Annotated in this window: 11 protein-coding genes and 3 pseudogenes; 12 read left to right on the plus strand and 2 right to left on the minus strand. The window is 62.5% G+C overall.

Features of this window, described 5'->3' with window-relative positions:
- Positions 1-23: 23 nt before the first annotated feature.
- The 10 genes and pseudogenes from nagZ (at position 24) to EJ077_RS13060 (ending at position 9,203) form a co-directional block, all read left to right on the plus strand.
- A pseudogene (gene nagZ, locus EJ077_RS13015) lies at positions 24-1,042 on the plus strand (beta-N-acetylhexosaminidase).
- 62 nt (positions 1,043-1,104) lie between these two features.
- Complete coding sequence (locus tag EJ077_RS13020) at positions 1,105-1,908, plus strand: segregation and condensation protein A (RefSeq protein WP_127872728.1); 804 nt, start codon at positions 1,105-1,107, stop codon at positions 1,906-1,908.
- A complete protein-coding gene (gene scpB, locus EJ077_RS13025) occupies positions 1,905-2,666 on the plus strand; it encodes an SMC-Scp complex subunit ScpB (RefSeq protein ID WP_208702514.1) in 762 nt (253 codons plus the stop codon). The genes EJ077_RS13020 and scpB overlap by 4 nt, the downstream gene beginning before the upstream one ends.
- A 179-nt stretch (positions 2,667-2,845) precedes the next feature.
- Complete coding sequence (locus EJ077_RS13030; protein ID WP_015317533.1) at positions 2,846-3,067, plus strand: twin-arginine translocase TatA/TatE family subunit; 222 nt, start codon at positions 2,846-2,848, stop codon at positions 3,065-3,067.
- Positions 3,068-3,097: 30 nt separating this feature from the next.
- The gene (tatB, locus tag EJ077_RS13035) at positions 3,098-3,814 is read left to right on the plus strand and encodes a Sec-independent protein translocase protein TatB (protein ID WP_208702516.1); all 717 of its coding nucleotides are present in this window, start codon (positions 3,098-3,100) and stop codon (positions 3,812-3,814) included.
- A complete protein-coding gene (gene tatC / locus EJ077_RS13040; RefSeq protein ID WP_208702518.1) occupies positions 3,811-4,686 on the plus strand; it encodes a twin-arginine translocase subunit TatC in 876 nt (291 codons plus the stop codon). Before tatB ends, tatC begins: the two co-directional genes overlap by 4 nt.
- Positions 4,687-4,785: 99 nt before the next feature.
- Entirely contained in the window at positions 4,786-6,090 is a 1,305-nt protein-coding gene (gene serS, locus EJ077_RS13045) for a serine--tRNA ligase (RefSeq protein WP_208702520.1), read from the plus strand.
- Complete coding sequence (gene surE, locus EJ077_RS13050; protein ID WP_127281111.1) at positions 6,090-6,848, plus strand: 5'/3'-nucleotidase SurE; 759 nt, start codon at positions 6,090-6,092, stop codon at positions 6,846-6,848. The genes serS and surE overlap by 1 nt, the downstream gene beginning before the upstream one ends.
- Positions 6,845-7,504 carry a protein-L-isoaspartate(D-aspartate) O-methyltransferase gene (locus EJ077_RS13055; RefSeq protein ID WP_208702522.1) on the plus strand — a complete coding sequence of 220 codons (660 nt, stop codon included), beginning with the start codon at positions 6,845-6,847 and terminating at the stop codon, positions 7,502-7,504. The genes surE and EJ077_RS13055 overlap by 4 nt, the downstream gene beginning before the upstream one ends.
- A gap of 166 nt (positions 7,505-7,670) precedes the next feature.
- Entirely contained in the window at positions 7,671-9,203 is a 1,533-nt protein-coding gene (locus EJ077_RS13060; RefSeq protein WP_208702524.1) for a peptidoglycan DD-metalloendopeptidase family protein, read from the plus strand.
- 112 nt (positions 9,204-9,315) lie between these two features.
- On the opposite strand, the pseudogene EJ077_RS13065 reads toward EJ077_RS13060, so the two are convergent.
- Positions 9,316-10,205, minus strand: a pseudogene (locus EJ077_RS13065) (NAD-dependent epimerase/dehydratase family protein).
- 113 nt (positions 10,206-10,318) lie between these two features.
- On the opposite strand from EJ077_RS13065, the pseudogene EJ077_RS13070 reads away from it, so the two are divergent.
- Positions 10,319-11,139: pseudogene (locus EJ077_RS13070) on the plus strand (helix-turn-helix domain-containing protein).
- Positions 11,140-11,167: 28 nt separating this feature from the next.
- On the opposite strand, the gene EJ077_RS13075 reads toward EJ077_RS13070, so the two are convergent.
- Positions 11,168-12,058: an ATP-binding protein gene (locus EJ077_RS13075; RefSeq protein WP_208702526.1), complete on the minus strand. Its 891-nt coding sequence runs from the start codon at positions 12,056-12,058 to the stop codon at positions 11,168-11,170.
- A 289-nt stretch (positions 12,059-12,347) separates the two neighbouring features.
- Between EJ077_RS13075 and yajC the strand changes: the two genes are divergently transcribed.
- Positions 12,348-12,689 (plus strand): preprotein translocase subunit YajC, encoded by a 342-nt coding sequence (gene yajC / locus EJ077_RS13080; RefSeq protein ID WP_010909882.1) that lies wholly within the window; start codon positions 12,348-12,350, stop codon positions 12,687-12,689.
- Positions 12,690-12,717 lie beyond the last annotated feature (28 nt).

The following is a 12,717-nucleotide window of genomic DNA, read 5'->3' on the forward strand; positions in this document are numbered from 1 at the left end:
GCGCGAAGCCCTAGACTCCTGAAATGACCGAATCAAAATCCATGATCCTCGGCTGTGCCGGGAAATCGCTCACCCGCGAAGAAATCAATTTGTATCGCAATGAATGCCCGTGGGCCTTCATCCTGTTTGCCCGCAATATCGGCGAGGCCGAGCAGATCCGTGACCTGGTCGCCGAAATGCGTGACTGCATCGGACGCCCGGACGCGCTGGTCTTCATCGACCAGGAAGGTGGCAGGGTACAGCGCCTGCGGCCGCCGCTGGCGCCGAACTATCCGGCCGGAGGCGCGCTTGGGGCGTTGTGGCGCGATGACCACGACGCCGGCGCACGCGCCGCCTGGCTGATGGCGCGGCTGCATGCCTTCGACCTGCTGCGCTACGGCATATCAGCCGATTGCCTGCCGGTGCTCGACGTGCCGATCGAAGGGGCCAGCGATGTCATCGGCGCGCGCGCCTATGGCAAGGATCCGCGTCCGGTCATCGAACTTGGCCGCGCCGCGGCCGAGGGCCTGATCTCGGGCGGTGTGCTGCCCGTGATGAAGCATATTCCGGGACACGGCCGGGCCTTTGCCGACACGCATTTCGAACTGCCTGTCGTCGACGCCTCGCTCAGCGATCTGCAGCGGCACGATTTTGCTCCGTTCCGTGAGCTCAACCATCTGCCCATGGCGATGACCGCGCATGTCGTCTACAGCGCGATCGATCCCAAGAACCCGGCGACGACTTCCGGCAAGGTCATCGACGAGATCATTCGACGCGAGATCGGCTTCGATGGACTGCTGATGAGCGACGACACCTCGATGAAGGCACTTTCTGGGGATTTCCCGACAAAGGCGGCCTCGATCCTTGCGGCGGGCTGCGATCTGGTCCTTCACTGCAACGGTGTTTTGAGGAGATGGCGGGTATCGCATCGCGCACAACGGGGCTTGAAGGCAAGTCACTGGAGCGTGCCAAGCGGGCGATGACCTATATAAGCAAACGCGACGCGGCCGAAGAAACCGAAATCCGTGCCGAATTCGCCACCTATTTCGACGCGGTGGCCTAGCAAAGAGGAAGTGACAGGCAGTGGCGGAAGCATTGGAAAGCAAGGCCGCGAAGGCTGCACCGATGGACCGCCTGTGGGCCGAGAACGATGAGTCACGGCTGACGGGCGACCCGTCGCTGGTCGTCGACGTGGCCGGCTTCGAAGGCCCGCTCGATCTTCTCTTGCATCTTGCCCGCACCCAGAAGGTCGATCTGGCGCGCATTTCCATCCTGGCGCTGGTCGAGCAATATTTGACCTTTGTCGAGACGGCGCGGGCGCTGCGGCTCGAACTTGCCGCCGACTATCTGGTGATGGCGGCGTGGCTGGCCTTCCTCAAATCGAAGCTCCTGATCCCCAAGCAGCCGGGCGAAGAGGGCGAAAGCGGCGAGGAACTGGCGGCGGTGCTGCAATTCCGGCTGAAGCGGCTCGAAGCAATGCGCGATGCGTCGGCGCGTCTGGTCAACCGCAACCGGCTCGGCCGCGACGTGTTCGCACGCGGCATGCCGGAAATGGTCATCATCGAGAAGCGCAACACCTATTCGGCGTCGCTTTACGACCTCCTGACCGCCTATGCGCAGCAGCGGCAGAAGCAGGCGATCACCAATGTGACGATCGCCAGGCGCGGGGTCTGGTCACTCAAGGACGCTCGCGACATCCTGACCCGGCTGATCGGCTCGCTGCGCGACTGGACGACGCTCGACAGCTTCCTCATTCAATATCTGACCAGCCCGCAAGAGCGGCGCACCGCGATCGCCAGTTCGTTCGCGGCCACACTGGAACTGGTGCGCGAGCGCAAGATGGATATGCGGCAGGACGAGGTGTTCGCACCGATCTATCTGCGCGACCACCGCGCACAGACAATCAAGGCAGTCGAGGTGGCATCATGAGCGAACGCGCCAACGCTTCGGTCATTCCTTTCAAGATGGACAATGAGTCGGAAGAGATCGACCAGGCTTCGGCTGGGAATCCAGTACAGAATCCGGCCGAGCGGCTGCATATGGCGGAAGCCGTGCGCATGGCCGAGGCGATCGTGTTCGCCAGCGCCGAACCCGTCAGCGAAAAGCAGCTCGCCGCACGCCTTCCCGATGGCATCAACCTTACCCTCGCCATGACAGAGCTGCAGCAGATCTACTCCCGGCGCGGCGTCAATCTTGTCCGGGTCGGCGACGCCTGGGCGTTCCGCACCGCGGGCGACCTGGCCTTCCTGATGAGCCGCGATACGGTGCAGCAGCGCAAGCTGTCGCGGGCGGCGCTCGAGGTGCTGGCGATCATTGCCTATCACCAGCCGGTGACGCGCGCCGAGATCGAGGACATCAGAGGCGTCGAGACCTCGAAGGGGACACTGGATACGCTGCTCGAGACGGAATGGGTGCGCATGCGCGGCCGGCGCAAAACGCCCGGCCGTCCCGTCACCTATGGCACCACTGAAACCTTCCTCGACCATTTCGCGCTCGAAGAGATCCGCGATCTTCCTGGTATGGAGGAACTGAAGGGCGCCGGTCTGCTGTCAGGCCGCATGCCGTCGAACTTCTCCATCCCGCAGCCGCCGGCCGATCCCGACGCGTTGACCGAGGACGAGGATCCGCTGACCGACATCGATCTCGAGGAGCTTGGTCTGCTGACGCCGCGCGTCACGGAAGATTGACCACGAGCGCCTATCAAAAGCCGTCTTGCGGCTTTACATGCGCCGTTTGGTAGCGGGCCGCATTGCTGAAAATGCGTGACATCCGACACCCTTTCATAAACTCTGTCGCGGTTGTGTTTGAATCCCAACGCGAAAACGCATAGATCATCGCCAGGGAAAACATTCGAGAGAGATTTGCTATGGGTTCATTTTCGATTTGGCACTGGATGATCGTGCTGGTCATCGTGCTGCTGGTGTTCGGCCGCGGCAAGATTCCCGAGCTGATGGGCGACATGGCCAAGGGCATCAAGAGCTTCAAGAAGGGCATGGCCGACGACGACGTTGCCGACGACAAGCGTACCGTCGAACACCGTGCCGATGAGACCGTTTCGGCCGCGAAGGAAAAGGCCAGCAAGAGCTGAGCCAAAGAGTTCTAGTCGGAACAGATTGCCATGTTTGAAGTCGGCTGGACCGAAATGCTGGTGATTGCGATCGTCATGATCGTGGTTGTCGGGCCGAAGGATTTGCCCAACATGCTGCGCACCTTTGGCCGCACGACGGCGAAGCTGCGCGCCATGGCCGGCGATTTCCAGAAGCAGTTCAACGAGGCGTTGAAGGAAGCCGAGCTCGACGACGTGAAGAAGTCGGTCGACGAGCTCAGGGGCCTGAGCCCGGTTGCCGAAATCCGAAAGCAGCTCAACCCGTTCGAGCAGGCGGCGGCCGATGTACGCGCCGGTGTCGATGCCGCGATGAAGCCGAAGCCGGCCGCCGATCCGTCGGCCCCTGCCGCTTCGACGCCACAGGCGGCCGAGCCGTTGAAGAATGGCGCGACTGAAATGCCTGGCGTCAACGGGCCTGAAGCCACGACACCAGCACCGATTTTCCCGGCGATGACCGATGAATCGGTTGTGGCGGCATCCATGGATCCTGTCGTTGCGCCGAAGGCAGCTTCGGCCAAGAAAACCGCCAAGGCCGCGCCGGCCGCGAAGGCGCCGTCCAAGGCCTCGACATCTGCGAAGGCCGTGACGGCAAAAGCCGCACCCGCGGTGAAGGCGAAAGCAACACCTGCAGCCAAGGCGACTGCTGCCAAAGCGTCAGCAAAAGCCGAACCGAAGCCTGCTCCGGCGAAGAAGCCGGCGGCCAAAAAGACGGCTGGAGCCGCCAAGTGAGCGTTTCGGACAAGGAAAAGGACGAGATCGAGAAATCGTCCGCGCCGCTGATCGAGCATCTCATCGAGTTGCGCCGACGGCTGATCTGGTCGCTCGGCGGCTTCTTCGTTGCCTTCCTGGTCTGTTTCTTCTTCGCCAAGAGGCTGTTCAACCTTCTGGTCGTCCCGTTCAAATGGGCGACGAAATGGGCGGGGCTTGATCCGCACAAGGTCGAGCTGATCTACACCGCGCCGCAGGAATTCTTCTTCACGCAGGTCAAGCTCGCCATGTTCGGGGGCATGGTCATCGCGTTTCCGCTGATCGCCACGCAGATCTACAAGTTCATCGCGCCCGGCCTCTACAAGAACGAGCGCAACGCCTTCCTGCCCTTCCTGATCGCGTCGCCCATCCTGTTCCTGATGGGCGCCTCGCTGGTCTATTTCTTCTTCACCCCGATGGTGATGTGGTTCTTCCTCGCCATGCAGCAGGCCGGCACGGATGAGCAGGTTCAGATTTCGCTGCTGCCGAAAGTGTCGGAATATCTCAGCCTGATCATGACGCTGATCTTCTCCTTCGGTCTGGTGTTCCAGCTGCCGGTGGTGACCAGCCTGATGACGCGCGTCGGCATGCTGTCGTCCAAGGCGCTGGCCGAAAAGCGCAAATGGGCGATCGTCATCGCCTTCGTCGTCGCCGCCGTGCTGACGCCCCCTGATCCGATGAGCCAGATCGGCTTGGCCATCCCGACCATCCTGCTCTACGAGGTCGCCATCTGGTCGGCCAGGCTGATCGAGCGCAGCCAGGAGCGTGAGCGGCTGGCGCGCGAAAAGCAGGAAGCCGAAGAGACGGTCGCGGACAAGACACCGGACGAGCCTCCGGCGCCGGCTGCCTCGTAAGACGCCAGCGGCGGAAAACGACAACCGCCGCCCCGCCTCATCTTGCATCGATCAAGGATGCGGTTTACGCCCTCGTGCCTAGCTTGAGGACGGATAACCATGCTTGACATCAAATGGATTCGCGACAACCCGAAGGCTCTCGTCGAGGCGCTCACCAAGCGCTCGTGGCCGTCGGCTGAGGCGCAGTCCACGGTCGACGGTCTGATCGCCAAGGACGAGATGCGGCGCGAGCACGTCACCGAGCTGCAGACCAAGCAGGAACGCCGCAACGCTGCCTCGAAGGAGATCGGCAACGCCATGCGTTCGGGTGATGCCGCCCTTGCCGAAAAGCTCAAGGCCGAAGTCGGCGAGATCAAGACCTTCATCCAGAATGGCGAGGCGCGCGAGCGCGAGCTCGACAGGGCGCTGAACGACGCGCTGGCGGTGCTGCCCAATGTGCCGCTCGACGACGTTCCGGTCGGCAAGGATGAGCACGACAATGTCGTCAGGCATATCGTCGGCAAGGTGCCGACGCGGCCGAACTGGGTGAAGGAGCATTTCGAGATCGGCGAAGCGCTCGGCATGATGGATTTCGAGCGCGCGGCAAAGCTGTCTGGCTCGCGCTTCACCGTGCTGAAGGGCGGCCTGGCGCGGATGGAACGCGCGATCGGCCAGTTCATGCTCGACCTGCACACCACCGAACACGGCTATGAGGAGGTCATCCCGCCGTTGATGGTGAAGGACGACGTTCTGTTCGGCACCAACCAGTTGCCGAAGTTCGAGGAGGATCTGTTCTTCGCGCCACACGGGGAGGGCAGGCTTGGCCTGATCCCAACCGCCGAAGTGCCACTCACCAACCTCGTGCGCGAGGAAATCACCGCGCATGAAATGCTGCCGCTGCGCTACACCGCGCTGACGCCCTGCTTCCGTTCGGAGGCAGGCTCGGCGGGACGCGACACACGCGGCATGCTGCGCCAGCATCAGTTCTACAAGGTCGAGCTGGTGTCGATCACCGACCAGGACTCCTCACTCGCCGAGCACGAGCGAATGACACAATGCGCCGAGGAGGTCCTGAAGCGGCTCGAGCTGCCGTTCCGTACCATGGTGCTGTGCACCGGCGACATGGGTTTTGGCGCGCGCAAGACCTATGACATCGAGGTCTGGCTGCCCGGCCAGAACGCCTATCGCGAAATCTCGTCCTGCTCTGTCTGCGGCGATTTCCAGGCGCGCCGCATGGACGCCCGCTACAAGGACAAGGACGGCAAGGGCAACCGTTTCGTCCATACGCTCAACGGTTCGGGCACCGCTGTCGGCCGCGCGCTTATTGCTGTCATCGAAAACTACCAGAATGAGGATGGCAGCGTAACCATTCCTGAAGTGCTGCGGCCTTACATGGGCGGTCTGGGAAAGATCGAATCGAAATAATGCGTATCCTTCTGACCAATGACGACGGCATCCATGCCGAGGGCCTGGCGTCGCTCGAACGCGTTGCCCGCACACTGTCCGACGATGTCTGGGTGGTGGCGCCGGAACAGGACCAATCGGGTTATGCGCATTCGCTGTCGATTTCGGAGCCGCTGCGGTTGCGAAAAATCGGCGAGAAGCATTTTGCCGTACGCGGCACGCCGACAGACTGCGTCATCATGGGCGTCAAGAAGATCCTGCCTGGTGCACCCGACCTGATCCTGTCCGGCATCAATTCGGGCGCCAACATCGCCGACGACGTGACCTATTCCGGCACCGTCGCCGGCGCCATGGAAGGCGCGCTGCTCGGCATCAGGTCGATCGCGCTCAGCCAGGGCTACAGCTATGTCGGCGAAGACCGCGTCGTCCCTTACGAGACCACCGAGGCGCTGGCGCCGGCGCTGTTGAAGAAGCTTGTGGCGACGCCATTGCCCGACGGCGTCCTGCTCAACGTCAATTTCCCCAACTGCCTTCCCGAGGAGGTGGCCGGCACGGTGGTCACCACGCAGGGCAAGCTGGTGCACAGCCTGTGGGTCGATGAGCGCCGCGACGGGCGCGGCCTGCCTTATTACTGGCTTCGCTTCGGCCGCGAGCCGGTCGAAGGCAAACAAGGCACCGACCTCTTTGCCTTGCGCAACCGGCTGGTGTCGGTAACGCCGTTGCAGCTTGACCTTACCGCGCATGAGATCCGTGACCAGCTGAGCAAGGCGCTTGCATGAACCAAGGCTTTCCAATCGATGATCGCGAAGGATTTGCCGCTTTCCTGCTGCGCCTGCGCGGCAGGGGAACGGTGCCGAAGGCACTGATCGCGGCTTTCGAAGCAACACCGCGGCGCGGCTTCCTTGCGGCGCAGTACCACCAGATCGCCTGGTCGGATCGCATGCTGCCGATCGAATGCGGCGAAGCGATCGAAGGGGCTGACATGCAGGCGGCGGTGATCGCCGCACTCGCCATCGAAACGGGAAACCGCGTGCTCGAGATCGGCACCGGTTCCGGCTACACATCGGCTGTCATGTCGCGGCTGGCGGCGCGCGTTGTGACCGTCGATCGCTACAAGACACTGGTCGAGCAAGCCCGGCAGCGTTTCGAGGCGCTCGGCATCGGCAATGCCATCGTGCGCCAGGCGGATGGTTCCAACGGATTGCCCAATGAAGGGCCGTTCGACCGCATCGTGGCCTGGGCGGCGTTCGACAGCCTACCGCGCTTCCTGCTCGACCAGTTGTCGAGCGGCGGCATCGTCATCGCGCCGATCGGGCCGGAGGAGGGCGAGCAGGTGCTGGCCAAGCTCACCAAGGTCGGCAGCCGTTTCGAACGCGAGGATATCGGCATGGTGCGGCTGCAACCGATCCTGCGCAGCATTGCAGCGGTTATCTAGTTTCAGACAGGCTGGTGATCTCTTTTGCGCCCAGCTATCGGTATCGCTGACCATCCTCAAATGTTTTAAGAAAATTTTCGTCGGATTCTAATGGGTTAACCGCCCAGTAACATTAACGCGCTTTAATCCTGTCCAGTTGGTGCAGCGTTTTGTGCGGGTTAGTGCGATGCAACTCAGTGTTTTGAAGGCAAATAGTCGCAATCTGGCGCGGGGCTGCGCTGTTCTGATGATTGCGGGCGCGGCGGCCGGGTGCAGTTCCCAGGCTTCGCGGTTCAACAGTGTCGATGACGTCTTCACCTCCTCGACGAACAACCAGCGCGCCATCATCAATAAGCAGGATGCGGCGCAGCCTTATCCGGGCGATGTCTCGGCCGCTCCGCTCGACGGCACCCACACGCAGTCGGTGAGCCGCTCCAGTCTCGAACCGGTTTCGAGCCGGCCATTGCCGCCGCCGGCTTCCGCGCAGGCGCAGCCGGCTCCCGCGCTCGCACCTGCCGCCAATCCGGTGCGTGTCGCATCGGCGCCGGCCCTGGTTCGGCCCGCTCCTCACGTCGACCGGACGACGACCGGCACCGTCGCGCCGGCCGCGAAGCCTTTCAAGAATGCCCAGCCCAACGAGCCGAAGACGGCCCAGGCAGGCACGCCGCACGCCACCGAAATCGTAGTCAGGGACGGCGAGACCATTTCCGGCCTGGCTGCGCATTACAAGGTGCCGGCCGATGTCATCATGAAGGTGAATGGCCTGAGCCCGACCAAGGGGTTGAAGTCCGGTCAGAAGATCGTCATCCCGGCCTATGCCTATTCAAGCAAGGGCGAGCCGAAGGTTGCCGACGCAAAGCCGGTGAAGGACGGCAAGCACGATCTCCCGGCCTCCGCGCCGGACAAGGTGGCCGTGCTGCCGCAGCAGCCGAAACTGAAGGAAGGCAAGTCCGCCGCTCAGGTCGACGCGTCGGCCGCGGCGAGCCAGCCCAAGGAGCCCAAGCCTGCACTGGTGGCCAAGGCAACCGGCGCCGCCGGTACCTACACGGTCCAGTCGGGCGACACGATGTCCTCGATTGCCAGGAAGACCGGTGTCGGCGTCGTCGCGCTGAAGCAGGCCAATGGCATGAAGGATGGCTTGTTAAAGATTGGCCAGACCCTGAAGGTGCCGGCCGGCGGAACAGCGACAGTAGCCAGCGCAAAGCCGGCCAAGATCGATCCGGTGACTACGGCCACCACGCAGCCCGCCGCAAAGGCCACGCCGTCGGAAACGCTGGCTTCCTACACGCCGCCGAAGAAGGACGCCAAGGTCATCCAGCAGGCCGAGGACGACGACGCGGTGGCGCCGGGTGGCACGGGGATCGGCAAGATGCGCTGGCCGGTTCGCGGCCGGGTGATTTCCGGTTTCGGATCCGGCAAGGACGGCGTCGACATCGCCGTGCCGTCAGGCACGCCGGTCAAGGCGGCCGAGAACGGCGTCGTCATCTATGCCGGCGACGGGCTCAAGGAATTCGGCAACACTGTGCTGGTGCGCCACGAGAATGGTCTGGTCACCGTCTATGGCCACGCCAGCTCGATCGAGGTGCAGCGTGGCCAGAAGGTCAAGCGCGGCCAGGAAATCGCGCTGTCGGGCATGAGCGGCACGACGGACTCGCCGAAGCTGCACTTCGAAGTGCGCAAGAACTCGGCTCCGGTCGACCCGTCAGGTTATCTCGAATAGAATAAAAAAAGCGATTTGCGGGCCGCCTGACCTCCAGTCCAGCCCGCCGGCTCAGGCCCGCCCCGAAAGGAGCGGGCTTTTTCAGTTTTGTCGGATGCCTGTTGCTCAAGGCTCAAAGGTGATCGCGCAGGGTGTCGGCGATCATGACCTCGAGGCTGCTGGCCTTGACGCCGAGAAGGACCTCCGCGTCGGAAGAATCCACCAATAAGGGTTCTCAAAAAGATAACTCATCTCGATCAGCTCATGCATGCCCAATGCCTCCATCTCGGCGATGGAATAGGAACGCGTTTCTGAAATCTCTCGTCGAAGCATCGCAGCGGTTTTCTGGATGAGCTCCCTGGGTGAGGCGTATTGCGAGGGAACGTGAAACGCGCGCCCCCATTCGCCCGTGTAGCGGGAGGCCGCGACAAGCGTCCTGGCGACGTCCTTGGTGAAGGCCCAGGCATGCGTCGCATCGAGGTTTCCAATGAAAGCGGTGGGTTTCCCCTCGATGATGGAGGGCAGCGCAACCAGCGAGAAGTAGCTGATGGCGCCATGTCCGAGATAGTCGCTCGACCGCACTTCGATCGCCGGTACATCGGCCCGAACCGCCCGCTGCCACATGATCGTCCTGGCGGTTCCTTTCTTCGACGTCGGGTCCAGGGAAAGGTCGGAGCGAAGCGGGCTGTCGGCATTCTCCCCATAGCCATACAGGTTTCCAAGTACGATGAGCTTCGCACCAACCGTTTCGGCCGCGCGCACGGTACCGTCGATGATGGGGAAGAAGTCGGTGGGCCACCTGTGATAGGTGGCCATGGCGCACATGAAGATGGCAACGGCGCCTTGGCAGACACGCGCGAGGTCCGAGGCATCGGTGGCGTCGGCCTGTACGGTCCGCACATTCCGCAATCCGCTCGAACCGACGCTTCGGCTGGTGAGAACGACATCATGTCCGTCCTCGCCAAGAAGGCGAGCGGTTTCGCGACCGACCGGGCCGGCTCCGACAACAACATAGAAACTCATGGCATAGCCTCTCTTCCAAGTTTGGTGGAGAGGCGTGAGTACAGGTCCACGGCATTGAAAATCGCGCGGGAATTGCCAAATCTTGAACAGGTTTTGCCATGAATCGAGAGAGCATGCGTTCGCAATACGCTTCGGCCCAAGCCCCGTCCGACGTAACAATGGCCTCCCGGCATGTCGAAGCTGGCATCCATCGTCTGCCCGGGCGCCACATCATCGCATCATGGTCCATGCCAGCGCGGCGACGCGCTCCTACTGCAATCAGGTCGGACGATATTTCGTCAGGCGCGCCGGTGATATCGACCTGGTGCCGGCCGGCCAGGAGGGCGGCTTCGAGGCCGAAACCTCGTTCGACACGATAGAGATTGCGTTGCAGCCGGCGCTGATGGAAAGGGTGGCGGCGGAACTTGGCGGCAAGGCACAAGCAGCGCGGTTCGACACGCGTCATCTGCTTCGTGACCAGCGCATCGAACATCTCGCCCGGGCGCTCGAGAGCGAATTGAAGTCGAACTCGCCGAGTGACCCCTTGTTTGCCGACAGCATCGGCGCCGCACTGGCGGTGAGGCTGCTTGGGCTCGGTGAACCTGATATCGGTCGAACGAACCGTTTGTCGGATACCCAGCTGAAACGCGTGCTGGAGTACATCGAGGCGGCTCTCCACGAGCCGCTTTCGACCCATCGACTAAGCCGAGTTGCCGGCGCGAGCAGCTCGCATTTGCGGACATGGTTCAAGGTGGCGACGGGCGTCACACTGCACCGCTACGTGTTGCGACGTCGCGTCGAACGCGCACGCGTTCTGCTGCTGCGAGGCGATCTCAGCACAAGCGAAGTGGCGGAATTGACCGGCTTCGCGCACCAGTCACACCTGGCGCACTGGATGCGCCGCGAGATCGGCCAAACACCGGGCGATCTGCGACGGGCTCAACCGCCTGGATGACGTTGCACCCGCGAAGCGAGCAAACGGATCAATCCTTCAACGGTTTGCCAAGCCGGCCGGCCAAATCCTGCGTGAACTGCCAGGCGACACGGCCGGAGCGGCTGCCGCGCGTCGTTGCCCATTCCAGCGCCTCGGCGCGCAGCTGCTCGGGATCGATGTCGAGGCCATGGTGGCTGGCATAGCCGTTGACCATGTCGAGATATTCGTCCTGCGAGCATTTGTGGAAGCCGAGCCACAGGCCAAAACGGTCGGACAGCGAGACCTTCTCCTCGACCGCTTCGGACGGGTTGATGGCGGTCGAGCGTTCATTGTCGATCATGTCGCGCGGCAACAGGTGGCGGCGGTTCGACGTGGCGTAGAAGATGACGTTGGCGGGCCGGCCCTCGACGCCACCTTCAAGCGCCGCCTTCAGCGACTTGTAGGACGTGTCATCATGATCGAAGGAGAGGTCGTCGCAAAACAGGATGACGCGGAAAGGGAGCGCCTTCAGCAAGCTCATCAGCTTCGGCAGCGTGTCGATGTCCTCGCGGTGGATTTCGATCAGCTTGAGCGGCAGGTCGGACCTGGGCCCTTGTGATTTGGCCTTGGCATTGATCTCGGCATGCACGGCCTTGACCAGCGACGATTTGCCCATGCCGCGCGCGCCCCACAACAGGACGTTGTTGGCGGCGAAGCCGGCCGCGAAGCGCTCGGTGTTGTCGACGAGGATGTCGCGGACGCGGTCGACGCCGCGGATCAGGCCGATGTCGACGCGATTGACCTTGCGCACCGGCTCCAGATAGCCGGGATCGGCCTGCCAGACGAAGCAGTCGGCCACGTTGAGGTTGGTTTCAGGCACCGGCGCCGGAGCGAGGCGGCCTACCGCTTCGATCAGGCGGTCGAGTTTCTGGTTCAAGGCATCGATGCTGGTATCGGTCATATCAGGTCTTTTTGCTTTGGTTTTTGCGGTGGCAGGCGGACCCGGTTCGATTCCGGCGGTTTCGAAACTGGTTGCAACCATTTGTTCGAACGTGATCTTTTCCGAAAACCGGCTCGCGCTTTTCGCGATCCTGCTCTAACACGGCTAAACAGGCCGGAAAAGCGGCGGATTTGCCCGGTCGCGCAGTTGCATTGACAACTTTACCGACTATATTCCGGCCAAATTTCTAGGGGCGGCCAAATTCCATGAGACGGTTTGGCGGCTGTTTTCAAAATTCAGGAGTACCTCGATGTTCGTGACACCGGCATACGCCCAAGGCATCGGCGGCGCCTCTCCCGATATGTTCATCAGCATTTTGCCGTTTGTCCTGATTTTCGTGATCATGTATTTTCTGATCATCCGCCCGCAGCGCACGCAGCTGAAGAAGCGCGGCGAGATGCTGGCGGCGGTTCGCCGCGGCGACACGGTCGTCACCGGCGGCGGTTTCGTCGGCAAGGTGACGAAGGTGATCGACGACAACGAACTCGAGATCGACCTTGGCGGCGGCACCAAGGTGACGGCGCTGCGCTCGACGATCGCCGATGTGCGCGTCAAGGGCGAACCGGTCGCCAACCAGAACGCCAAGAAATAACCAAATTCCAGGCGGAGCGATCCGCGGA

The organism is Mesorhizobium sp. M8A.F.Ca.ET.057.01.1.1 (assembly GCF_003952565.1).
GTDB lineage: Bacteria > Pseudomonadota > Alphaproteobacteria > Rhizobiales > Rhizobiaceae > Mesorhizobium.

Coding starts and splice junctions, on each gene's coding strand:
- serS (WP_208702520.1), top strand. CDS start 4,786: ATGCTTGACATCAAATGGATTCGCGACAACCCGAAGGCTCTCGTCGAG.
- EJ077_RS13075 (WP_208702526.1), bottom strand. CDS start 12,058: ATGACCGATACCAGCATCGATGCCTTGAACCAGAAACTCGACCGCCTG.
- scpB (WP_208702514.1), top strand. CDS start 1,905: ATGAGCGAACGCGCCAACGCTTCGGTCATTCCTTTCAAGATGGACAAT.
- EJ077_RS13030 (WP_015317533.1), top strand. CDS start 2,846: ATGGGTTCATTTTCGATTTGGCACTGGATGATCGTGCTGGTCATCGTG.
- yajC (WP_010909882.1), top strand. CDS start 12,348: ATGTTCGTGACACCGGCATACGCCCAAGGCATCGGCGGCGCCTCTCCC.
- EJ077_RS13020 (WP_127872728.1), top strand. CDS start 1,105: ATGGACCGCCTGTGGGCCGAGAACGATGAGTCACGGCTGACGGGCGAC.
- tatB (WP_208702516.1), top strand. CDS start 3,098: ATGTTTGAAGTCGGCTGGACCGAAATGCTGGTGATTGCGATCGTCATG.
- EJ077_RS13060 (WP_208702524.1), top strand. CDS start 7,671: ATGCAACTCAGTGTTTTGAAGGCAAATAGTCGCAATCTGGCGCGGGGC.
- surE (WP_127281111.1), top strand. CDS start 6,090: ATGCGTATCCTTCTGACCAATGACGACGGCATCCATGCCGAGGGCCTG.
- EJ077_RS13055 (WP_208702522.1), top strand. CDS start 6,845: ATGAACCAAGGCTTTCCAATCGATGATCGCGAAGGATTTGCCGCTTTC.